The following is a 21,566-nucleotide window of genomic DNA, read 5'->3' on the forward strand; positions in this document are numbered from 1 at the left end:
AACGCATACAACTCACGAGGACGACCCGCAGAACGCGACATGTGTCGAGTACGGCACGATGGTCGGGTGGCCGACGCCGAAGCAGATGCAGCCGACCCCGACCTGCTGATCGACTTCGCCAAAGTCTCTATGCGACGCGGTGGACAGACCCTGGTCGGGCCCGTCACCTGGGCGGTCGAGCTCGACGAACGCTGGGTGGTCATCGGGCCGAACGGTGCAGGCAAGACGTCACTGCTGAGGATCGCGGCCGCGCTGGAGCACCCGTCGTCGGGCACGGCGTTCGTGCTGGGCGAGCGGCTCGGCCGTGTCGACATGTCCGAACTGCGTTCGCGGGTCGGGCTCTCGAGTTCCGCGCTGTCGCAGCGCGTCCCCGACGGTGAACTGGTGCGCGACCTAGTCGTCTCCGCCGGCTACGCGGTGCTGGGCCGGTGGCGGGAGTCGTACGACGACGTCGACTACAACCAGGCGATCGACATGCTCGAGAGCGTGGGCGCCGAACACCTCGCCGACCGCACCTACGGGACCCTGTCCGAAGGCGAGCGCAAGCGGGTGCTGATCGCCCGGTCGATGATGACCGACCCCGAACTGCTGCTGCTCGACGAACCCGCCGCAGGGCTCGACCTCGGCGGGCGCGAGGAGCTGTTGGCGCGGCTCGAGGATCTGGCCGGCGATCCCGACTCTCCGGCACTAGTCCTCGTCACCCACCACGTCGAGGAGATCCCGCGCGGGTTCTCGCACTGCCTGATCCTGTCGGAGGGCAAGGTCGTCGATTCCGGCCTGCTGTCGGACACGTTGACGTCTGAGAACCTGTCGAAGGCGTTCGGGCAGTCCATCGCCCTCGAGGTGGTGGACGGACGCTACTTCGCTCGTCGCACGCGCAGCAGGGCGGCGCATAGGAGACGAGAATGACGGTGCCGGAGGGTAGGAGCGAAGCGACTGGGGCCCAAACCCCAGATCCATTAGTGCCGCGGCCGGCGGCCACGGTGATGCTGGTGCGCGATAAGGGCCCGGGCCTCGCCCGGGAAATTGAAGTATTCCTGATGCGGCGGCACTCCGCGATGGAGTTCGTCGCGGGCGTGATGGTGTTCCCCGGCGGCGGAGTAGACGACCGCGATCGCAATGCCGACATCGCGTGGTTCGGCCCGGACCCCGGCTGGTGGGCCGAGAGGTTCGGTGTCGCACCGGATCTCGCTGAGGCGTTGGTGTGCGCGGCCGCGCGCGAGACGTTCGAGGAGTCCGGCGTGCTGTTCGCCGGGCCCGCCGACGATCCGGACGGCATCGTCAGCGACGCGTCGATCTACCGTGCCGAGCGCGCCGCGCTCGAAGATAGGTCGCTGTCGTTCGGGGAGTTCCTGCAACGGGAGAAGCTGGTGCTGCGCGCGGATCTGCTTCGGCCATGGGCGAATTGGGTGACACCGAAGGAAGAGCGCACCCGCCGCTACGACACGTACTTCTTTGTCGGGGCATTGCCCGAGGGGCAACGCGCCGACGGCGACAACACCGAAACCGACCGCGCGTTCTGGACTACGCCGCAGGCCGCGCTCGACGAATTCGCTGAAGGCAAGACGTTTCTGCTGCCGCCCACCTGGACACAGCTGGACTCGCTCAACGGCCGCACGGTCGCCGAAGTGCTTGCGGTGCAACGTCAGATCGTGCCCGTCGAACCGCATCTCGCCGCCAACAAGGACACCGGCAACTGGGAGATCGAGTTCTTCAACAGCGACCGCTACAACGCCGCGCGCAACCGTCGCGCACCGCAGGGCTACGTCGACAAGTCATGAACGAGTTCGTCTCCATCCACACCAGCGATGACCAGCCCGGCATCGCGACGCTGCTGCTGTCCCGACCGCCCAGCAATGGGCTGACCCGCCAGCTGTACCGCGAAATCATCTCTGCGGCAGGCGACCTCGGTGGCCGCGACGATATCTGCGCCGTCATCGTGTTCGGCGGCCACGAGATCTTCTCCGCCGGCGACGACATGCACGAGCTGAGCACGTTGAGTGGTTCCGAAGCCGAGGCTGCCGCGCGGGTGTGCCGCGATGCCGTCGACGCATTGGCAGCCGTCCCGAAGCCGACCGTCGCCGCCATCACGGGCTACGCGCTCGGCGGTGGGCTGAACCTGGCGCTGGCGGCTGACTGGCGGGTGGCAGGAGACAACGTGAAGTTCGGCGCGACGGAGATCCTGGCGGGCCGGGTGCCACAGGGCGGCACCGCCCGGCTCGCCCGCGCGGCCGGCGAGAGCAAGGCCAAAGACCTCGTGTTCACCGGGCGGTTCGTCGACGCCAAGGAGGCGCTGGCCCTCGGTCTGATCGACGAGATGGTTGCGCCCGACGGCGTCTTCGACGCCGCGGTGGCCTGGGCAAAGCGCTTCCTTGACCATTCCCCGCGGGCACTGGCTGCCGCCAAGGCATCCTTCGGCGTTTAGGCTGCCCTTCATGACTTCGAAGGAATCCGGCACTCTCTCCGATGTCGCCGGCCAGCCGGCTCCGAATCCGCACGCCACCGCGGAGCAGGTCGAGGCCGCCCGCCACGACTCGAAGCTGGCCCAGGTCCTGTACCACGACTGGGAGGCCGAGAGCTACGACGACAAGTGGTCGATCAGCTACGACAAGCGCTGCGTGGACTACGCCCGCGATCTGTTCGACGCCACCGTGCCCGCCGACGAGCTGCGCCAGCTGCCGTACGACCGGGCGCTGGAGCTGGGCTGCGGTAGCGGATTCTTCCTGCTGAACCTGATTCAGGCCGGTGTCGCGCGGCGCGGGTCGGTGACGGATCTGTCGCCGGGCATGGTCAAAGTGGCCACCCGCAACGGCGAGAACCTCGGGCTGGAAATCGACGGTCGCGTCGCCGACGCCGAGGGCATCCCGTATGAGGACGACACCTTCGACCTCGTGGTCGGCCACGCCGTGCTGCACCACATCCCCGATGTCGAGCTGTCGCTGCAGGAGGTCGTTCGCGTGCTGAAGCCGGGTGGCCGTTTCGTGTTCGCAGGCGAGCCGACCAACGCGGGGGAGAACTACGCCCGTCCGCTGTCGACTCTGACCTGGCGAGCGGTGACGAACGTGACCAAGCTGCCGGGGCTGGGTGGATGGCGCCGCCCGCAGGCCGAGCTCGACGAGTCGTCGCGTGCGGCAGCGTTGGAGGCGATCGTCGACCTGCACACTTTCAATCCCCACGATCTGGAGCGGATGGCCCGCAATGCCGGCGCGGTTGAGGTGTCGACAGCCACAACGGAATTCACTGCCGCGATGCTGGGCTGGCCGCTGCGCACGCTCGAAGCAGCTGTGCCGCCCGGCCGGTTGGGTTGGGGCTACGCCAAATTCGCCTTCCACAGCTGGATCACGCTGAGCTGGGTCGACCACAACCTGTGGCGCCGTGTGGTGCCGAAGAGCTGGTACTACAACGTCATGGTTACCGGGGTCAAGCCGTCAGGAGATTGAGCGTCGCCTCTCTTCGATATTGAAGCCGTCGCCTACCTGCGCTCCGACGCGGGTATCCGGGACCTGGGCGAGGTCAACGGGTTTCGGCTGACCGATTCGACGCTAGTTTCCGATATCGCCTCAGCGCGTGACCGTTTCGGGGACCGCGCCCCCGTCCTGGTGGAAACCACGCTGTTGCGACGAAGGGCGGCAGCCAAATTCGCCGACGCATCACGGTGGCTGTTCACCGATGAGGCGCTGCAGCAGGCCACCGCGGAACCGGTAGCGGTGCATAGGGCGCGGCGGTTGGTCGGCCTGACCGTGCACGACGCGACCTGTTCAATCGGCACCGAGCTTGCGGCGCTACAGCATTCGGCTGCCTACGTCGTCGGCAGCGATATCGATCCCGTTCGGGTGGCGATGGCTGCGCACAATGTTCCCGGCGTCGACGTGTGTCGCGCCGATGCGCTGCGGCCAGTCACTCGTGACGCAGTCGCCCTCATCGATCCTGCCCGCCGCAGTGGGGGGCGGCGTCGCTTCAACCCGGCTGACTACACGCCTGCCCTCGACGCGCTACTCGACGTGTACCGCGGTCGCAACCTGGTCGTAAAGTGTGCTCCCGGAATCGATTTCAGCGAGCTGTCGCGGTTGGGGTTTCGCGGGGAGATCGAGGTCACCTCACTTGCGGGCAGCGTGCGCGAGGCCTGCCTGTGGTCGGTCGGCCTCAGCGAGGTGACCCGTCGGGCGACGATGCTCGACAACGACGAAGTCGTCACCGACGCTGACCCCGCCGACTGCCCGGTAGCACCCGCGGGCCGGTGGATCGTCGATCCCGACGGCGCGGTGGTGCGCGCAGGTCTGGTGCGGCACTACGCCGCCCGGCACGGGCTGTGGCAACTCGACCCCGAGATCGCCTACCTGTCCGGCGATCGGCTGCCCGACAATGTGCGCGGGTTCGAGGTGCTCGACGAGCTCCGCTTCAGCGAACGGCGACTGCGCCAGGCGCTTTCGGCGCGTGACATCGGAGCCGTCGAGATCCTGGTGCGCGGAGTCGACGTCGACCCCGACGCGTTGCGGACACGGCTGCGGCTACGCGGAACACAATCGGTGTCGGTCGTCATTACCCGCATCGGATCCGGGGCGGCAAGCCGGGCAACGGCATTCATTTGTCGTCCGTCGCGATGACAAGCCACGTACGCTGGAATCAATGCGCCGGTGCCGAAGCCGGTGCCGGCTCGCAAGGACGTCCGACGATGCGCATTCTCAGGGTGGCTGCGATTCTCGTCGCCGGTCTGCTGGCCTGCTCAGTGCCGGCTGCGGCGCAGTCCGCGTGCGCCGATCTGAGCGGCACCGTCGGCCCCGACGGAGTCTGCACGGTGCACGCTTCGAACTCCACGTACACGTTCGACATCACGTTTCCCAACGACTATCCCGACCAGCAGGCGCTGACGGCCTATCTGACGCAGACCCGCGACGGTTTCGTCAACGTCTCGGAGATGCCGGGGTCCTACAACCTGCCCTACGAACTCGATGCGAAGGGAGCCGGATACCGTTCCGGGCCGCCGACCGGCGGCACGCAGAGCGTGGTGCTGACCATGTGGCAGAACGTGGGCGGTTCGCACCCGCAAACCTGGTACAAGTCGTTCAATTGGGACGTCGGCAAGAAGGCACCGATCACCTTCGACACGTTGTTCAAGCCCGGTAGCAAGCCGCTCGACGTGATTTTTCCTGCCGTCGAGCAGTACCTGCAAAAGCAGCAAGGGTTGATCGACGGCATTTCGCCTGCCATCGGTCTCGACGCGGCCAAGTATCAGAACTTCGCGTTGACGGATGACTCGGTGCTGTTCTTCTTCGGTCAGGGCGAGCTGTTCGCGGAGTCCGCGGGTCCCGTCGAGGCGAAGGTGCCGCGCGCGACGGTCGCGGCGCTGTTGGCGTAGCTGCTATTCGGGCGCGAAGCCGTAGACCTGGCCGTCGCTGGTGGCGGTGACCACGCGGCGGTCATGGCCGACTGAAACGCCGACCGGCCAGCCCGTCGCCTGCGGCAGCGGGTAGTTGTTCAGGGTGTGGCCGTCGCGCGGATCGAACACCAGTAGCGCCTGGCCGGTGTCGCCGTCCTTGGCGACGGTGTAGCCGACGCCGTCGCCTGCGCGACTTGTCGTGGACAGCGGGGCGACGTCGTCGCGGGTCCACAGCACGTCGGCGTGATCGCCTTTGTCGCGGACAGCGGTCAGCTTGGCGCCGGGGCCGCCGCCAGCCACGATCAACCCGTCTGGCGTCACCGACGGCGGCGTCTGCGCCAGATAGTCCAGCGGCACCGACCATTTCGGCTTGCCGTCGGCCGTGTTCAGTGCCCACAAATGTTGGTCGCGGCCATTGACGTAGACGGTCGACCCGTCGGCGGAGAGCACGGGACTAGAGATCGGGCCCTGACCCACCGCATCGGTTGTCCACTCGCGGGTGATCGACGGCGGATCGCCTGCGCGGTAGCGAAGTCCGACGAGCACCGGTGCGGACGCGTCGGGTTCCCACAGGTTGACGACGACGATTCCGTTGGCGGACGAGAACGCAGGCGCCGCGGCCACCGGGCAGCCGCGCCTCGCCGGTTGGCAGTCGGCCAGTCCTCGATTGGAGTCGGTTGGATTGACACCGTTGACCAGGTCCAGCGTGCCGAGGACGCGACCGTTGTGTGCCTCGAACACCAGCACCTGGCCGAGGTGTGTCACCACCAGCAGCTGCCCCGGCGCGAGAATCCTTGGCGTGGTGGGCATTCCGATCACCGGCTGCCGCCACCGAATCCATTGCGTCGGCGGGAATGACAGCATGGCGCCGGGCTGGCCGACGTAGAGGTTGTCGAACCCATCAAACAGAGGACTGGACAGCGGGCTTCCGGTTCCCGGCACCTGCCAGAGCCGAGTGCACCAGCGCTGGCGGGCCTTGTTGTCGGTCTCCCAGACCATCAGCGAGCATCCGCCCGCCGACTGCGCATTGATCGCCATGTAGCTGCCCGATCCGAGCGCCGCCTGCGCGGCCAAGTCACCCTTGACGGAGCGTCGCCACTCGAGTCGCAGAGCGCCCGCGCCGCCGACCGCCGCGTAGCTGCTGTTCGCCGCGTTGCCGTACTGCGCGGGCCAGCCGTCGGCGGCGTGCGCCTCGACCCAGGAATCGGTGGTTCCGCAACCGGCCAACACACCCGTGATCAGCGCCGTTGACGTCAGCACGATCAATCGCCGGAACACTGGATCCTTTCTGATTCCTACCGTTCGGTCCACGTGAGGGTAACCGTTGCGGGTGTGAGCCCTCGCGTAGGCTTTCCGGCCATGACGACGATGTGGGGCGCGCCGCTGCACAAGCGCTGGCGGGGGTCCCGGCTGCGTGATCCGCGCCAGGCCAACTTCCTGACCCTCGCCTCGTTGAAGTGGGTGATCGCGAATAAGGCCTATACGCCGTGGTATCTGGTGCGCTACTGGCGGCTGCTGAAGTTCAAACTGGCCAACCCGCACGTCATCACGCGCGGCATGGTGTTCCTGGGTAAGGGCGTCGAAATTCAGTGCACGCCCGAGTTGGCGACGATGGAGATCGGTCGCTGGGTACACATCGGCGACAAGAACACGATCCGCTGCCACGAAGGCTCGCTGCGGTTCGGCGACAAGGTCGTGCTCGGCCGTGACAACGTCATCAACACGTACCTCGACATCGAGCTGGGCGACTCGGTGCTGATGGCGGACTGGGTCTACGTCTGCGATTTCGACCACAGGATGGACGACATCAATGTGCCGATCAAGGACCAGGGCATCGTCAAGGGTCCGGTGCGGATCGGACCGGACACCTGGATCGCCACGAAGGTGACCATCCTGCGCAACACGACGATCGGCCGCGGCTGCGTGCTCGGTTCGCACGCTGTGGTCAAGGGGGACATCCCTGACTTTTCGATCGCCGTCGGCGCCCCTGCCAAGGTCGTCAAGAACCGCCAATTGGCGTGGGAGACATCGGCTGCCCAGCGCGCGGAACTGGCAGCGGCGCTGGCGGACATCGAACGCAAGAAGGCCGCCCGCTAGCTCAACTTGCCGCGAGTGACCGTGTCTGTACGACGACACGCCGCTAAACCGCTTGCAATAGCGGTCGTTCGGCGGTCGCTAGACGCTCCAGTCGATGTCGAACACGTCGGCAAGGGCAGTGCGGCCGTCGTCGGTGACGGTGAGCGCACGTCCACGTGGCACACGTTTCACCCAACCTGCGGACAGAAAGCGATCGAACACTGCACGCCCCAGTCCACCCGATAGGTGGTGGCGCTGCTCGGTCCAGTCCACGCAGTAGCGCACGAGAGGCCTTTTGCCCGTTGGCATTTCGACACCGACGCCGGTGAGGAAGTCGCGGCCGGATTCGGTCAGCTCGTAGTGCACGTCGTGGCCAGGCTTGCTCAGTGAGTCGTGGCCGTCGCGCTGCGGGTCATAGCGTCCGTCGCCGCCGACGAGCGCCCCGCGGTCCAGCAGGCTGCCCATGACGGCCACCCCGAGACGGCCCGCGACATGGTCATAGCAGGTGCGGGCCGAGCGCAGCCGCGCCGCACGGGTGGCTTCGCGCAGCGATCGGACGGGACGCGACGGCGCGAGGCGTCCCAACCGCTCCAGCAGCTCGCCGACCTCAGGACCGGACAGCCGGTAATAGCGGTGCCTGCCGTGGTTCTCGAGGGTCAACAGGCCGGCGGTGGTCAGCTTGTTGAGGTGACTGCTGGCGGTCGGCCTACTGATGCCGGCTTCGTCGGCGAGCACGCTGGCCGGCAGCGCGCGTCCGTCGTCGAGCGCGAGCAGCACCTTGCACCGGGCCGGGTCGGCCAGCAGCGAGGCCACCGCGGCAATGTCGGCGTCACCGCCCGTCGGCAGCTCGGCAGCGTTACGCATGGCTGACCTCCTCTTTCTCCAGCTCTGGTGCTTCTGCACGCGCCCAGGCCAGCGCGACCGCGGCGCCGATCAGCTGGACCAACCCGCCCAGCATCGTCGCCGCGCGTGCTCCGTCGGCGCCTCCGATCGCGGCCATGGCGCTGCCCAGCGCCGCGACACCGACAGTGATACCCACCAGCCGCGCCAGGTTCACCACGCCGGACGCCAGACCCGCTCGTTGCACGGGCACCGCCGACATTGCCAGCCCGACCGCCGGCCCGGTGGTGAGTGCCAGGCCCGCACCGGCGAGGACGAACGACAGCTCGATTAGCCACACGTCGGCCTGCGGCCCGACCGCGGCGTAGAGCGCCATACCCGATGCCATCAGTGCGAGTCCGCCGCTGATCGGCAGGCGCGGGCCGGTCCGGTGGGCCAGCGCGTTGACCGCGGGGATCAACACCAGATACGTCACCGGCATCGGTAGGAACCACAACGCGGTGGCCACCGCGCTCGCGCCCCGTTGTTGTTGGAACGCAAAGCTATTCACCAACAGCAGGCCGTAGATGCCGGACGTCATGGTGAATGTGGCGAACAGCGCGGCGACCAGTCGGCTGTTGCGGAACAGATCCAGCGGCAACATCGGATGGCGGACTCGGCGCTGGCTCCAGATGAATGCGGCGATCCCTGCGACGGCGGCGACGGCCAGAGCGGCTGTCCACGCGGGTGCCATGGTCCGGCCTTCGACAAGGACGATGGTCAGCGCGCCGAGGCCGAGCATCGCCAGCGTCTGGCCGGGGACGTCGAACCTTGCTGCGTCCGGGTCACGGGATTCGGGTAGATAGCGGTACGACATGAGCAGCGCGAGCACGCCGACGGGCGCGTTCAGCCAGAAGATGTAGCGCCAGCCGAGGCTGTCGGTCAGCACGCCGCCGAGGATGGGCCCGATGGCCGTGCTCATGGCGGCGGCCATTGCCCATGCCGCCGTCGCCCTGCCGCGTTCGACCGGACTGGGGAAAGCTGCGGCGGTGATGGCCAGGCCCTGCGGCAACATCACTGCCGCGCCTACACCCTGGATGGCGCGGGCGGCCAGCAGCAACGGCAATGACGGAGCCAGCGCGCAGGCCAGTGACGCAGCGATAAAGGTCACTAGCCCAAGGCGCAACAGTGTGCGGCGGCCGAACTTGTCGCCCAGCGATCCGGCTGTGAGCAGGACAGCGGCGAAGGTGATGTTGTAGGCGTCGATGGTCCACTGCGCGCCCGAGATGCCGCCGCCGAGGTCGTCACGGATGGCGGGAAGTGCGAGGTTGATTGCGTTGGCGTCGATCAGCCCGACGAAGAGTCCCAGATAGGCGGCGATCAGGGTCAACGCGGTGTTGAGGTTGAACCTTTTCGTGTCCATGCACCCGAACGTATGCCCGGAATGATTCGATCCCAGTCGAACTATTTCATCGGCGGCAGCGTCAAGCGTTTGAGCTCAGAGATGTCGGCGCACCGGCCCCGCCCACAAGGGACGCTCTGCGCGCGGCGACTGGTCGGTGCGGCGATGAGTGACCGGAATCTGAACTGGTCCAACGGAATTCGTGCGCGTGCATGTCGGAGCCACAGGGCCCGAATCGGGCGACGGCGGTCGCGGGGGAGCCACCGCGGCCGCGCGATCGTATTCGGCGCGGCGGCCGGGGTCACGCAGTTGCCCGTAGGCGGTGAGAACTTCTCGCAGCTCAGCGTCGCCAACACCGGAAGAACGAGTGTCGGGGTGGAGGGACCGCAGCTTGGCGCGAAAGGCGTGCGTGATCTCCGCCGGTGTGGCCGTGCGTGTCACACCCAGCACTGCATAGGGATTGGAATGTCCAGTCATCCGCCGTCTCCGCGCCAGAACTCAATCCGCTGCATGCGGCCGGGGCCCGCCGCGGGTGGGTCGACCGATCAGCGCGCGGGCCCGGCTGCGCAGTGACATCACGCACAGCCCAACTCCACCGTGCCACTGACGGTGGCGGTGCGCGCGCAGGTCGAGTACGCGACGCTGCGTCTGGCGCAGATCCACAGTGATTGATGGCGTTTGGACCGTGCTCGTGTCACTGCCGGCTTGTGCTCATCGTCGATGGCATCACCTCCGTTGCTGGACAGCACCTTTCAGCAAGACCCCGCTCGACTGCGGGGGAGACCGTTCGGTCGCCGGTGCCCGGCCCTTCTGGTCAGGCGTTGATAGATGTCTTCTCGTCGCTGCTGGCAATCTTGATGCGGCGTGGTTTGGCTTTCTCGGCGACCGGGATGGAAAGCCGGAGCACTCCGTTGTGGTAGCTGGCTTGGATCCGGTCGGCGTCGAGATTGTCGCCGAGGAACAGCTGGCGACTGAAGACTCCGCGCGGCCGCTCCGCCGATACCATCTCCCGATCCTGATTCAGCCCGGGCCGTTCTGCACGGACAGTCAACACATTGCGCTCGATGTCGAGATTCAGCGAGTCTTCAGTCACGCCCGGCAGGTCGAACTCGACGATGAATTCCTCGCCCTCGCGCCAAGCGTCCATTGGCATCACTGCCGGGCGCGCCGCGGTACCGAACGCTTGCTGGGTCCAGCGGTCGAGATCACGGAACGGATCGGTACGCATCAACATCATCTCCACCTCCTTCTCAACCCGCAGATCATCTGTGTGATCTGACATAGATTTCTATATAGCACTGCGGGTAGGTCCGTGCAAGGACAGATTTCGACGGATTGGATGACCAGTTGAATGAGCAATCGAGTGCCCGATCCGCGCACCCGGTTTCGTCGCACAACGGCCTGCCGGGAAGTCAGCGGTCAGGCAACGGGTGCTCGACGATGACGCGACGCCGGTGCGGTTCGCGTTCGCGGCGCTTGGCGACCAGGTACACCTGCGCGGTCTCGTTGGCGACGGTGTGCCAGTCGAAGTCGGAGGTGAGTCGCTCGCGGGCAGCGACTGCCATCCGCTGAGCGGCGTCGGGGTCGTCGAGCACTGCGCATACCGCAGCAGCAATGCCTGCGACATCGCGGGGGGCATACGACATTCCGGTCTGCCCGTTGATCACCGCCTCGCCGAGTCCGCCGACGTTGGACGTGACGAGCGGGATGCCAGTGGCCGCCGCTTCGAGCGCGACGATGCCGAACGGTTCATAGTGGCTGGGCAATACGCATGCGTCGGCGCTGTGTAGCAGCTTGACGAGCTCGGCGTGGTCAAGCCTGCCGACGAACGTTGTGGCCTTGAGCACCTTGTACTTTCGCGCCTGCTCGACCAGCCAGTCGAGCTGCGTGCCGTCGCCTGCGACGGTCAAGGTCGTGCCGGGGTGTGCACGCCTGATGCGAGGAAGGGCCGCGATCGCGTCGTGAATGCCCTTCTCGTACTCGAGCCGGCCCAGGTACATCAGCTGCGCTGTGCCGGTTCGGGGCTGGCGTCGCGCGAACGGCCATAGCGTCGCATCGATTCCGTTGCGGATGACGCGGGTCTCGACGAGGCCGGGCCCGAAGAGCTCGGTGATCTCATCGCTCATCGAGTGCGAACATGTGATGAGCGAATCGGATTCGTGAACAAGCCAGGATTCGACGGCGTGCACCTGGCGGCTGATCGGACCCGCCACCCAGCCCGAGTGCCTACCGGCCTCAGTGGCATGGATCGTGGAAACCAGTGGAACGTCGAAATATTCAGCGAGCGCGATCGCGGGATGTGCGACAAGCCAGTCGTGAGCGTGCACGACGTCGGGGCGCCACTGTCGGTTGCGGTGGTCGTTGATGGCGAGGCCGGCGCGGACCATCGAATGCCCCATCGCCAGCGTCCACGCCATCATGTCGGCGCCGAAGTCGAACTCGTGTGGGTCCTGCGCTGCGGCGATAACCCGTACGTTCTCGGCGATTTCGTCGGTCGACGGATGTGTGCTCGGGTCGGTTCCGCTGGGCCGACGGCTCAGCACGACGATCTCGTGGCCGTCTGCCGCGAGTGCCGTCGCCAAGTTGTAGACGTGCCTGCCGAGCCCGCCGACCACCACCGGCGGGTACTCCCACGACACCATCAAAACCTTCATCGGCGCGGGCCCACGCGCAAGCTGCGAAGGACCCCAAAATGCCAATAAGCTGCGGCGTGGGGCGCACAAACACGGTCGCTGGCGGGGAAGGGGACCATAGTCATCGGGGGAGGCGCCTTGCGTCGAGTGCGCCGAACAAACCGTCGGCGCGGTTCCAGCCTTCGGCCAGGCGTTGAGCGTGCTCGCTGCGGCCCGACGCCAGCGCGCCTGCAATCTCGCGAGTGGCATGCGCGTGGAGGTGTGCCCGGTAGCGCGCGTAGTCGGCAGCGGAGTCCTTGCTCACCATGAACGGCCAGTCGCTGGAGACGGTGAGCAGGGTTTCGCGCAGGATCTGGTCGGCGACGAAGTTACGGGCCGGCGGTGCGTCGGTCTCGCCGAGCGCCTTGTCCACGGTAGTCAGCGCGGTGTCGACGACCTCGGTGTTCAGCTGCACCAGATCGGCGACCTTCTCGCCGGCCCATACCTGCCAGTCCTTGCCCGAACCCCAAGAGCTGGGCGGCAATTCGACCGGCGCGCCGACGAATCCGTCCGCGACCGCATCCGACAGCGTCCCCACCCGAACCCCGGCCGCTGGCAGTGCCCGCAGCACCCGCTCCAGCCACACCGGGCCCTCATACCACCAGTGTCCGAATAGTTCGGTGTCGAACGCCGCCACTACATGCGCGGGCCTGCCGATGCGTTCGGACTCGCTGATGAGGCGTTCGCGCACCATGCCGACGAAGTCCTCGACGTGCACGTCGACCGCCCGGTCCGCGCGTTCAGCGTCGTAGGGCGCCTTGGCATCCGAGGGCACGTTGCGGCCCGTGACGCGTGCCGGTTTGAGGCCGGTCACGTGATCGTAGGTGTGGAAATCGCGATAGGCGGCATGGCCGGGGTAGCCCGACTTCGGCGACCACACCCGGTAGCTGACCTGCAGATCGCGCCCGAACGCCACGACGTTCGACGAGCCGACCGGCCGTCCCAGCGCGGTGTCGCCGTGCAATGACGGGCCGTCCACCATGAAGTGGCCGACACCTGCTGCGGCGTAATCGATTTCCATGCCCGGCGCATACGCGCACTCCGGAGCCCAGATGCCCTTCGGCGTGTGTGCGAACCGCTGGCCGGCGTCTGCGAGGCCCTCGCGCAATGCGAACTCGCGCAGTCGCGGATTGAGCAGCGGCTGGAAGGGATGCGACAGCGGGCCCCCGAGCAGTTCGATGGTGCCCGCGTCGATCAGACCCCGCAACAACGGACTGCCTCCGTGCCGCCACAGCGTCGCGAAGTCTTCGAGTGCCTGCTCTGCCTCTGCTTGTTCACGAATCCCGAAGGCGCGCAACGGTTCCGCAAGCGTCGTGGCCTCCAGCGCCCGCAGCCGCCAGTTCGCCAGCCAGTGGTGCATGCCGGACAGGCAGTACGGATCGTCGAGCTGCGCCGTGACCACCGGCGTCATTCCGAGCGTCACGACATGCTTGCGATCCTCGTCGGCGAGCGTGCGCAGCACTCGCATCAACGGCAGATAGGCCGCCGACCACGACTGGTAGAGCCACTCCTCGCCGACGGGCCAGCGGCCGTGGTGCGCTAGCCACGGCAGATGTGTGTGAAGGACGAGGGTGAAGAGCCCCGGAGCCGGAGGGCCGGCGACATAGGACCGGGGAGCCGGAGGGCCGGCGACATGGGGTACGGGTTCGGAACTGGTCACGGCCGCACCGCGATTGCGACCAGGTCCAGACTGTCGTCGATGTCTCTGTCGGCAGTCAGGTCGAAGTCGTCGATGGTCACCGAGGCGACATCGGCGAGCAGATCCTCGGACCACGGCGCGTCGGCGACCGCGCGAGCGATCTGGGCGTCGATGATCGAACCGCCATGCCGCGCATCGAGTTCCGTCAACCGCGGGCCGTGAAAGACCCCGAGCATCGATTCGAGCGAAAAGCCCGCCGCCGTCAGCAATTCGGTCAGCTCCGCGGCGTTGAGCTCGCGGGTGTGGAAGGGGTTGATCGGGGTGTCGCGGCCGGGCGAGAAGGTGATCCGGTTCGGCGTCGACATCAGCAGCACACCGCCGGGACGCAAAACTCGGAAACACTCGGCCACGAATTGTCCTTGATCCCACAGGTGTTCGATCACCTGGAAGTTGACGACGACATCGGCGGTCCCGTTGTCCAAGGGCAGTTCGGCCAGATTGCCGTGCAGCATCTGCACCCGCGGATACCGGGCCCGCACGTGGGCGACGGCCGACTCGTCGTAGTCGAGCCCGATCACCCGGCGCGCCACACCGGCGATCAGGTCGGCGCCGTAGCCTTCGCCGCAGCCGGCCTCGAGCACGTCGCGACCGGCGCAGCGACTGGCCAACCGCTCATAGACCACCTCATGGCGGCGGAACCAGTAGTTCTCCTCCGCCAGCCCGGGAATCGTGCGTTCGCCTGTCAAAGGCAACTCGTTGTCCCCAAGCGGACCGTTGGTAACGAATGCGCTCATTGGAAGGCAGGCTAACGCGGATCGGCCCGATGGCGAACGGTTCGCCGACTACGGGCCGCTAGAACGCAAACTTCGACCAGCTATGGTGTTCGTGCGAACCACCTTAAGTTACCGGCGAGTAACATGGTGGTAGTTGCTTCAAGCGTGGTAATGCAGGCCGGGTCCCCGGCCTCTCCGAGGAGGACGAACCAGACTCATGACGAACATCGTGGTCCTGATCAAACAGGTCCCTGACACGTGGTCGGAGCGCAAGCTGACCGACGGCGATTACACCCTCGACCGTGAGGCCGCCGATGCCGTGCTCGACGAGATCAACGAGCGCGCCGTCGAGGAGGCGCTGCTGATCAAGGAGAAGGAAGCCGCCAACGGCGCCGAGAGCACTGTGACAGTGCTCACAGCGGGTCCCGAGCGTGCGACCGAGGCCATCCGCAAGGCCCTGTCCATGGGTGCCGACAAGGCCGTGCACCTGCTCGACGAGGGCCTGCACGGCTCGGATCTGATCCAGACGGGTTGGGCGCTGGCCCGCGCGCTGGGCACCATCGAGGGCACCGAGCTGGTCATCGCCGGCAACGAGGCCACCGACGGTGTCGGCGGCGCGGTACCTGCTGTGATTGCCGAGTACCTGGGCCTGCCGCAGTTGACGCACCTGCGCAAGGTGTCCGTCGAGGGCGGCAAGGTCACCGGCGAGCGCGAGACCGACGACGGCGTGTTCACGGTTGAGGCGCCGCTGCCCGCAGTGGTCAGCGTGAACGAGAAGATCAACGAGCCGCGCTTCCCGTCCTTCAAGGGCATCATGGCCGCCAAGAAGAAGGAAGTGACGACGCTGACGCTGGCCGAGATCGGTGTCGAGGCCGACGAGGTCGGCGTCGCCAACGCCGGTACCAAGGTCACCGCGTCGACTCCGAAGCCGCCGAAGACGGCAGGCGAGAAGGTCACCGACGAGGGCGACGGCGGCACGAAAGTCGCCGAGTACCTGGTTGCCCAGAAGATCATCTAGCCGAATCCCCTTAGACCCGAAAGACATAGAGACACATGGCTGAAGTACTTGTGCTCGTCGAGCACGCCGATGGTGCGGTGAAGAAGATCACCGCCGAACTGATCACCGCAGCCCGCAAGCTGGGCGAGCCCTCCGCCGTCGTGGTGGGCAAGCCGGGCACTGCCGCGGCGCTGACGGACGCGCTGAAGGAGGCCGGCGCCGCCAAGATCTACGTCGCCGAGTCCGACGACGCGGAAAACTACCTGATCACGCCGTACGTGGACGTGCTGGCCGCGCTGGTCGAGTCGGCCGCGCCCGCTGGTGTGCTGTTGGCAGCCAGCGCCGACGGCAAAGAGATCGGGGGCCGGCTGGCCGCGCGCACCGGCGCCGGTCTGCTGACCGATGTCGTCGAGGTCAAGGACGGCGGAAAGGCCATCCACTCGATCTTCGGTGGTGCGTTCACCGTCGAGGCCGAGGCCACCGGCGACACACCGGTCATCACCGTCCGCCCGGGTGCGATCGAAGCCGAGCCCGCCGCGGGTGCCGGTGAGGTCGTTAACGTCGAGGTGCCTGCACAAGCCGAGAATGCGACGAAGATCACCAAGCGTGAGCCCGCCGTCGCAGGCGATCGTCCGGAGCTCACCGAGGCCACTATCGTCGTCTCCGGCGGTCGCGGTGTCGGCAGCGCCGAAAACTTCAACGTGGTCGAGGAATTGGCCGACTCACTGGGTGCCGCCGTCGGTGCCTCGCGTGCGGCCGTCGACTCCGGCTACTACCCGGGCCAGTTCCAGGTGGGCCAGACCGGTAAGACCGTGTCGCCGCAGCTGTACATCGCGCTGGGCATCTCCGGTGCGATCCAGCACCGCGCTGGCATGCAGACGTCCAAGACGATCATCGCGGTGAACAAGGACGAAGAGGCGCCGATCTTCGAGATCGCCGACCTCGGCATCGTCGGCGACCTGTTCAAGGTCGCGCCGCAGCTGACCGAGGCCGTCAAGGCCCGCAAGGGTTAATCCCCGTAGGCAAAGCCCCCGGACACCACGGTGTTCGGGGGCTTTTGCATGGTCGGCGTGGGACTACGGACTTTCCAGGGTTCGGCGACGGTCTGTGGGTGTCGGGCTGAATGCATGACTGACACCGCTGATCTGATGAATGCCATCACGACGATCCAGACAGTCACCCCGCCGTTCATTCCTGCCGACGACGTCAAGTCGTGCGGCAACGTCGGTCGACACGAATGTTCTTGCGCGACACGCCCGTTCCGCGCGAGCTGATCGAAGAAGCGCTGGCGTTGGCGATGCGCACGCCGTCGAACTCGGCGCACTGGTGTACCGGTCCATGGGGATCACGCGACACGACAAAGCGGGCCGACGACTGGCCCAGCTGCGCAACTGGGAGTTCTTCCGCGCACCTGTCGGCGCCGTGGTGTGCATGCACCGCGATCTCGGGCTGGTCGACAGCCTCGGCGTAGGCATGTTCCTTCAGACGCTGGTGCTTGGTTTGACCGAGCGCGGCCTCGGCACCCGCGTGCAGGTGTCGATCGCGGCCTACCCCCAAGATCCTGCGGGCCCAGCTGGGCATCCCGGATGAGCTGACCGTGCTTTGCGGCCTGGCGATCGGATATCCGGATCCCGCCTTCGCAGGTAACAGCCTCATGACCCCGCGAAATCCGGTCGACAAGAACGCGGTGTTCCTGGATAACTGACGGTTGGTCGCCTCAAGTCGTCACCTAGCGCTCACGGACACGTCACCGCCGCGATGCCGTCCCGAGATGCAGCTGGGCGACCGTGCTGCCTATGAGCACTGCTTCTGTACTCATCGCCGCAGACCCGCCGACCCTCTCATCAGACACCCCCCGCTACACCCTGCTGTTGTCCACCGACCCTGCGCTCATCGAGGCTGCGCAGCGCCTGCGTCACGACGTGTTCACCTCCGAGCCGGGTTTCGAAGTATCGGGCGCGAGCCCGGGATTTGAAGCCGGCCGTGACGCCGACCGGTTCGACGAGCACTGCGACCACCTGATCGTCCGCGAAGACAACACTGGGGAACTTGTCGGCTGCTATCGGATGCTGCCGCCGCCGGGAGCCATCGCGGCCGGAGGCCTTTACACCGCAACAGAATTCAACGTCGAAGGGCTCGACCCGCTGCGGCCGTCGCTGGTCGAAATGGGCCGCGCCGTGGTGCGCGAAGACCATCGCAACGGCGGTGTGGTGCTGCTGATGTGGGCAGGCATCCTGGCCTATCTGGACCGCTGCGGCTACGACTACGTCACCGGCTGTGTGTCCGTCCCCGTCCACGGTCCCGAGGACGCTGCACCGGGCAGCCAGATCCGGGGCGTGCGCGACTTCGTGCGCCGCAGGCATGCCGCGCCCGAGCCGTACACGGTGTATCCGTACCGGCCGGTGACGGTCGACGGGCGAGGCCTCGACGACATCGAGCCGCCACGCCGCGTTGGCATGCCGCCGCTGATGCGCGGCTACCTGCGGCTCGGCGCCCGGGTCTGCGGCGAACCCGCGCATGATCCGGACTTCGGCGTCGGCGATTTCCCGGCCCTACTGGACAAGCGTCAGGCCGACACCCGCTATCTGCGCAGGCTGCGCTCGGTAGGGGCGGCCGCCGCGATGGCCGACGGGATGTCGTCATGACCGTCGAGCATTCCTGGATTCCCCGCGCGACCTGCGACGCCAGCTGTGTGCACACCGACTCCGCGACCGGTCATTCGGTGGCCGTCGCATGGCGCATTGCTGTGCGGGCGACATTCGCGGTGATATTGCTCTTTGCATTGCCACTGCTGGCCGTCCCGATGCCGGGGCGTTCGCACATTCAACGGGGCTACTGCCGGCTGATGCTGCGCTGTCTCGGCGTGCGAATCACGGTGTCCGGCGGGCCGATTCGAAACCTGCGCGGGGTGCTGGTGGTCAGTGGCCACGTGTCGTGGGTGGACATCTTCGCAATCGGCGCCGTCATGCCGGGTTCGTTCGTGGCCCGCGCCGACCTCATCGACTGGCCCGCCCTTGGTGTTCTCGCCCGCATCATGAAGGTCATCCCGATCGACCGGACCAGCTTGCGGCGTCTGCCCGATGTGGTGAGCACCGTCGCGGGCAGGCTGCGCGCGGGTCACACCGTCGTCGCGTTCCCTGAAGGAACCACGTGGTGCGGGTTGGCCTACGGCCCGTTCCGGCCAGCGATGTTCCAGGCCGCCGTCGACGCTGGCAGGCCCGTGCAGCCGCTCCGGCTCAGTTATCACCATCGCGACGGCCGACCGTCGACGTTGGCGGCGTTCGTCGGCGACGACACGCTGTTGACCTCGATCCGCAGGATGGTCGGCAGCCGCCGCACGGTCATTCACGTGCAGGTCGAGTCGCTGCAGCTGCCGGGGGCATCCCGGCGCGATTTGGCGGCGCGTTGCGAGGCGGCGGTCCGCGGAGATGCGGCACGGCGCGGTCACGGGCACGTCCTGGTGGCCTGACCTCGGATTCGGGTCTGCCATTCCATGGCGGTTAGCATGGAACGGTTATGACCTCGCACAAGACGGTCTACCTCGATCACGCCGCCACCACCCCGATGCATCCCGCTGCCATCGAGGCGATGACGGCCGTGCTCGCGATCGTCGGCAACGCGTCCTCACTGCACGGCACCGGCCGGGTGGCGCGCCGTCGGATGGAGGAGGCCCGCGAGTCGCTGGCGCAGTTGCTGGGCGCCCGGCCGTCGGAGGTGATCTTCACCGCGGGCGGCACCGAAAGCGACAACCTCGCCGTCAAGGGCATCTACTGGGCCCGGCGCGACGCTGAACCCCAGCGACGCAGGATCATCACCACGCCCGTCGAACACCACGCGGTCCTCGACGCGGTGCAGTGGCTCGCTGAACACGAAGGCGCCGAGGTCACCTGGCTGCCGGTCGGCGACGACGGCTCCGTCTCACCCGTTGCCCTTCGGGAAGCATTGCAGGCCAACGACGACGTCGCTCTGGTGTCGATCATGTGGGCCAACAACGAGGTCGGCACCATCATGCCGATCACCGAATTGGCAACCATCGCAGCGGAATTCGATGTACCGATGCACAGCGACGCGATTCAGGCCGTCGGCCAGATTCCAGTGGACTTTGCGGCGAGTGGCTTGTCGGCGATGAGCGTCGCGGCCCACAAATTCGGCGGCCCGACCGGCGTCGGCGCGCTGCTGCTGCGGCGGGACACCAGCTGTGTTCCGTTGTTGCACGGCGGCGGTCAGGAGCGTGATGTGCGTTCCGGCACACCGGATGTCGCCGGGGCGGTCGCGATGGCCGCCGCCGCGCAGGTGGCGATCGAGGGCCTCGCGACCAACAGCGCGCGCGTGCAACAGTTGCGCGACCGGCTGATCGACGGTGTGCTGTCCACGATCGACGATGTGTACCTCAACGGCGCAGCCGGTGATGCGCGGCTGCCCGCCAATACACACTTCACGTTCCGCGGCTGCGAAGGCGATTCGCTGCTGATGCTGCTCGATGCCAAGGGCATCGAATGCTCGACGGGTTCGGCATGCACCGCGGGTGTCGCGCAGCCGTCGCACGTGTTGCTCGCGATGGGCGCCGATCCGGCCAGCGCGCGTGGATCGCTGCGATTGTCGTTGGGCCACACCAGCACCGAGGCCGACGTCGATGCTGCGTTGGCTGTCCTTCCCGCGGCTGTCGATCGTGCCCGCCAGGCCGCGCTGGCAAGCGCTGGAGCGTCCGAACAATGAGCGTGCTCGTCGCGATGAGCGGCGGCGTCGACTCCTCGGTCGCCGCCGCCAGGATGGTCGACGCCGGCCATGACGTCGTGGGCGTGCATCTGGCGTTGTCGGCGGCGCCGGGCACACTGCGCACGGGTTCGCGCGGCTGCTGCTCCAAAGAGGACGCCGGTGACGCGCGCCGCGTCGCCGATGTACTCGACATCCCGTTCTACGTCTGGGATTTCGCGGACCGCTTTGCCGAAGACGTGATCGACGACTTCGTTGAGTCGTACGCGCGCGGCGAGACCCCGAACCCCTGTGTGCGGTGCAACGAGCGAATCAAGTTCTCCGCGTTGGCCGCTCGCGCGCTGGCACTGGGTTTCGATGCCGTCGCAACGGGTCATTACGCGCGGCTGACCGACGGCCGCCTGCGCCGCGCCGTCGACGCCGACAAGGATCAGTCGTATGTGCTGGGTGTGCTGAACGCCGAGCAGCTGCGCCATGCGGTGTTCCCAGTCGGCGACACTCCCAAGCCGCAGATTCGCGAGGAAGCCGCGCGGCGAGGCCTGGCGGTGGCGGAAAAGCCCGACAGCCATGACATCTGCTTCATCCCCTCGGGGGACACCCGCGCATTCCTCGGCGCCCGCATCGGTGTGCGACGTGGCTCGGTCGTCGACTCGGGTGGCACCGTGCTCGCCGAACACGAAGGCGTGCACGGCTTTACGATCGGACAGCGCAAGGGTCTCGGCATCGCGGGTCCCGGCCCGGACGGGCAGCCGCGCTATGTCACGGGCATCGACGCCGAGACCGGGACCGTCCACGTCGGCGACAAGGCTGATCTAGACGTCTGGACGCTCACGGGCGAGCGGCCGGTGTTCACCTCCGGTGTTGCGCCGGACGGTCCGGTGGAGTGTGACGTGCAGGTGCGCGCTCATGGCGGCATCGCTGACGGCGTGGCCGAACTGCGCGAGGGGCAGTTGGTGGTCGATCTGCGCGCCGCACTGCGTGGAGTGGCGCCTGGGCAGACGATGGTGCTCTACCGTCGCGATCCCGACGGCGACGAGGTCATCGGCAGCGCGACGATCACGCGCTGACTCGACGAACGTTCCTTACCGCTCGAAAAAT

The 21,566-nt window shown here is 67.1% G+C and carries 21 protein-coding genes and 1 pseudogene; 14 read left to right on the forward strand and 8 right to left on the reverse strand.

The window, feature by feature from the left end; translation table 11 throughout:
* Nucleotides 1-39 precede the first annotated feature (39 nt).
* From MYCSM_RS10485 to MYCSM_RS10510, 6 genes are all read left to right on the forward strand, one after another.
* Nucleotides 40-909 (forward strand): ABC transporter ATP-binding protein, encoded by an 870-nt coding sequence (locus MYCSM_RS10485; protein WP_015306127.1) that lies wholly within the window; start codon nt 40-42, stop codon nt 907-909.
* A complete protein-coding gene (locus MYCSM_RS10490) occupies nt 906-1,781 on the forward strand; it encodes an NUDIX hydrolase (protein WP_015306128.1) in 876 nt (291 codons plus the stop codon). Before MYCSM_RS10485 ends, MYCSM_RS10490 begins: the two co-directional genes overlap by 4 nt.
* Nucleotides 1,778-2,425 carry an enoyl-CoA hydratase gene (locus MYCSM_RS10495; RefSeq protein ID WP_015306129.1) on the forward strand — a complete coding sequence of 216 codons (648 nt, stop codon included), beginning with the start codon at nt 1,778-1,780 and terminating at the stop codon, nt 2,423-2,425. Before MYCSM_RS10490 ends, MYCSM_RS10495 begins: the two co-directional genes overlap by 4 nt.
* A 10-nt stretch (nt 2,426-2,435) precedes the next feature.
* The gene (locus MYCSM_RS10500) at nt 2,436-3,440 is read left to right on the forward strand and encodes a class I SAM-dependent methyltransferase (RefSeq protein ID WP_015306130.1); all 1,005 of its coding nucleotides are present in this window, start codon (nt 2,436-2,438) and stop codon (nt 3,438-3,440) included.
* 18 nt (nt 3,441-3,458) lie between these two features.
* Nucleotides 3,459-4,604 (forward strand): class I SAM-dependent methyltransferase, encoded by a 1,146-nt coding sequence (locus MYCSM_RS10505; protein WP_015306131.1) that lies wholly within the window; start codon nt 3,459-3,461, stop codon nt 4,602-4,604.
* A 68-nt stretch (nt 4,605-4,672) separates the two neighbouring features.
* On the forward strand, nt 4,673-5,356 hold the full coding sequence (locus MYCSM_RS10510) for an esterase (RefSeq protein WP_015306132.1): 684 nt from the start codon (nt 4,673-4,675) through the stop codon (nt 5,354-5,356).
* Nucleotides 5,357-5,359: 3 nt separating this feature from the next.
* Here the strand turns inward: MYCSM_RS10510 and MYCSM_RS10515 are convergent, their stop codons facing one another.
* The gene (locus tag MYCSM_RS10515) at nt 5,360-6,655 is read right to left on the reverse strand and encodes an outer membrane protein assembly factor BamB family protein (protein WP_015306133.1); all 1,296 of its coding nucleotides are present in this window, start codon (nt 6,653-6,655) and stop codon (nt 5,360-5,362) included.
* A gap of 81 nt (nt 6,656-6,736) precedes the next feature.
* Here MYCSM_RS10515 and MYCSM_RS10520 point away from each other — a divergent pair, with 81 nt between their 5' ends.
* Nucleotides 6,737-7,474: an acyltransferase gene (locus MYCSM_RS10520; RefSeq protein ID WP_015306134.1), complete on the forward strand. Its 738-nt coding sequence runs from the start codon at nt 6,737-6,739 to the stop codon at nt 7,472-7,474.
* 78 nt (nt 7,475-7,552) lie between these two features.
* On the opposite strand, the gene MYCSM_RS10525 is transcribed toward MYCSM_RS10520, so the two are convergent.
* The 7 genes from MYCSM_RS10525 to MYCSM_RS10555 all read right to left on the reverse strand — a co-directional run bounded on the left by MYCSM_RS10525 (nt 7,553) and on the right by MYCSM_RS10555 (nt 14,779).
* Nucleotides 7,553-8,317, reverse strand: coding sequence for an ArsR/SmtB family transcription factor (locus tag MYCSM_RS10525; protein ID WP_015306135.1), 765 nt, complete (start codon nt 8,315-8,317; stop codon nt 7,553-7,555).
* Nucleotides 8,310-9,695: an MFS transporter gene (locus MYCSM_RS10530; protein ID WP_015306136.1), complete on the reverse strand. Its 1,386-nt coding sequence runs from the start codon at nt 9,693-9,695 to the stop codon at nt 8,310-8,312. The genes MYCSM_RS10525 and MYCSM_RS10530 overlap by 8 nt, the downstream gene beginning before the upstream one ends.
* A 75-nt stretch (nt 9,696-9,770) precedes the next feature.
* Complete coding sequence (locus MYCSM_RS10535) at nt 9,771-10,151, reverse strand: J domain-containing protein (protein WP_041311756.1); 381 nt, start codon at nt 10,149-10,151, stop codon at nt 9,771-9,773.
* A 337-nt stretch (nt 10,152-10,488) separates the two neighbouring features.
* Nucleotides 10,489-10,911 carry an Hsp20/alpha crystallin family protein gene (locus MYCSM_RS10540; protein ID WP_015306137.1) on the reverse strand — a complete coding sequence of 141 codons (423 nt, stop codon included), beginning with the start codon at nt 10,909-10,911 and terminating at the stop codon, nt 10,489-10,491.
* Between the two features lie 175 nt (nt 10,912-11,086).
* Entirely contained in the window at nt 11,087-12,328 is a 1,242-nt protein-coding gene (locus MYCSM_RS10545; protein WP_041311759.1) for a glycosyltransferase family 4 protein, read from the reverse strand.
* A 100-nt stretch (nt 12,329-12,428) separates the two neighbouring features.
* On the reverse strand, nt 12,429-14,006 hold the full coding sequence (locus MYCSM_RS10550; RefSeq protein WP_015306139.1) for a 1,4-alpha-glucan branching protein domain-containing protein: 1,578 nt from the start codon (nt 14,004-14,006) through the stop codon (nt 12,429-12,431).
* Complete coding sequence (locus MYCSM_RS10555) at nt 14,003-14,779, reverse strand: class I SAM-dependent methyltransferase (protein WP_015306140.1); 777 nt, start codon at nt 14,777-14,779, stop codon at nt 14,003-14,005. The genes MYCSM_RS10550 and MYCSM_RS10555 overlap by 4 nt, the downstream gene beginning before the upstream one ends.
* Nucleotides 14,780-14,975: 196 nt before the next feature.
* Between MYCSM_RS10555 and MYCSM_RS10560 the strand changes: the two genes are divergently transcribed.
* The 7 genes and pseudogenes from MYCSM_RS10560 to mnmA all read left to right on the forward strand — a co-directional run bounded on the left by MYCSM_RS10560 (nt 14,976) and on the right by mnmA (nt 21,535).
* Entirely contained in the window at nt 14,976-15,776 is an 801-nt protein-coding gene (locus MYCSM_RS10560; protein ID WP_015306141.1) for an electron transfer flavoprotein subunit beta/FixA family protein, read from the forward strand.
* A 35-nt stretch (nt 15,777-15,811) separates the two neighbouring features.
* The gene (locus MYCSM_RS10565) at nt 15,812-16,768 is read left to right on the forward strand and encodes an electron transfer flavoprotein subunit alpha/FixB family protein (protein ID WP_015306142.1); all 957 of its coding nucleotides are present in this window, start codon (nt 15,812-15,814) and stop codon (nt 16,766-16,768) included.
* 224 nt (nt 16,769-16,992) lie between these two features.
* A pseudogene (locus MYCSM_RS10570) lies at nt 16,993-17,460 on the forward strand (nitroreductase).
* A 91-nt stretch (nt 17,461-17,551) separates the two neighbouring features.
* Nucleotides 17,552-18,400, forward strand: coding sequence for a GNAT family N-acetyltransferase (locus MYCSM_RS10575; RefSeq protein WP_015306143.1), 849 nt, complete (start codon nt 17,552-17,554; stop codon nt 18,398-18,400).
* The gene (locus tag MYCSM_RS10580; protein WP_015306144.1) at nt 18,397-19,224 is read left to right on the forward strand and encodes a lysophospholipid acyltransferase family protein; all 828 of its coding nucleotides are present in this window, start codon (nt 18,397-18,399) and stop codon (nt 19,222-19,224) included. The genes MYCSM_RS10575 and MYCSM_RS10580 overlap by 4 nt, the downstream gene beginning before the upstream one ends.
* Before the next feature lie 47 nt (nt 19,225-19,271).
* Nucleotides 19,272-20,471: a cysteine desulfurase family protein gene (locus MYCSM_RS10585; RefSeq protein ID WP_015306145.1), complete on the forward strand. Its 1,200-nt coding sequence runs from the start codon at nt 19,272-19,274 to the stop codon at nt 20,469-20,471.
* Nucleotides 20,468-21,535 carry a tRNA 2-thiouridine(34) synthase MnmA gene (gene mnmA / locus MYCSM_RS10590; RefSeq protein WP_015306146.1) on the forward strand — a complete coding sequence of 356 codons (1,068 nt, stop codon included), beginning with the start codon at nt 20,468-20,470 and terminating at the stop codon, nt 21,533-21,535. Before MYCSM_RS10585 ends, mnmA begins: the two co-directional genes overlap by 4 nt.
* Nucleotides 21,536-21,566: the final 31 nt, after the last annotated feature.

This window comes from Mycobacterium sp. JS623, assembly GCF_000328565.1.
Taxonomy (GTDB): Bacteria; Actinomycetota; Actinomycetes; order Mycobacteriales; family Mycobacteriaceae; genus Mycobacterium.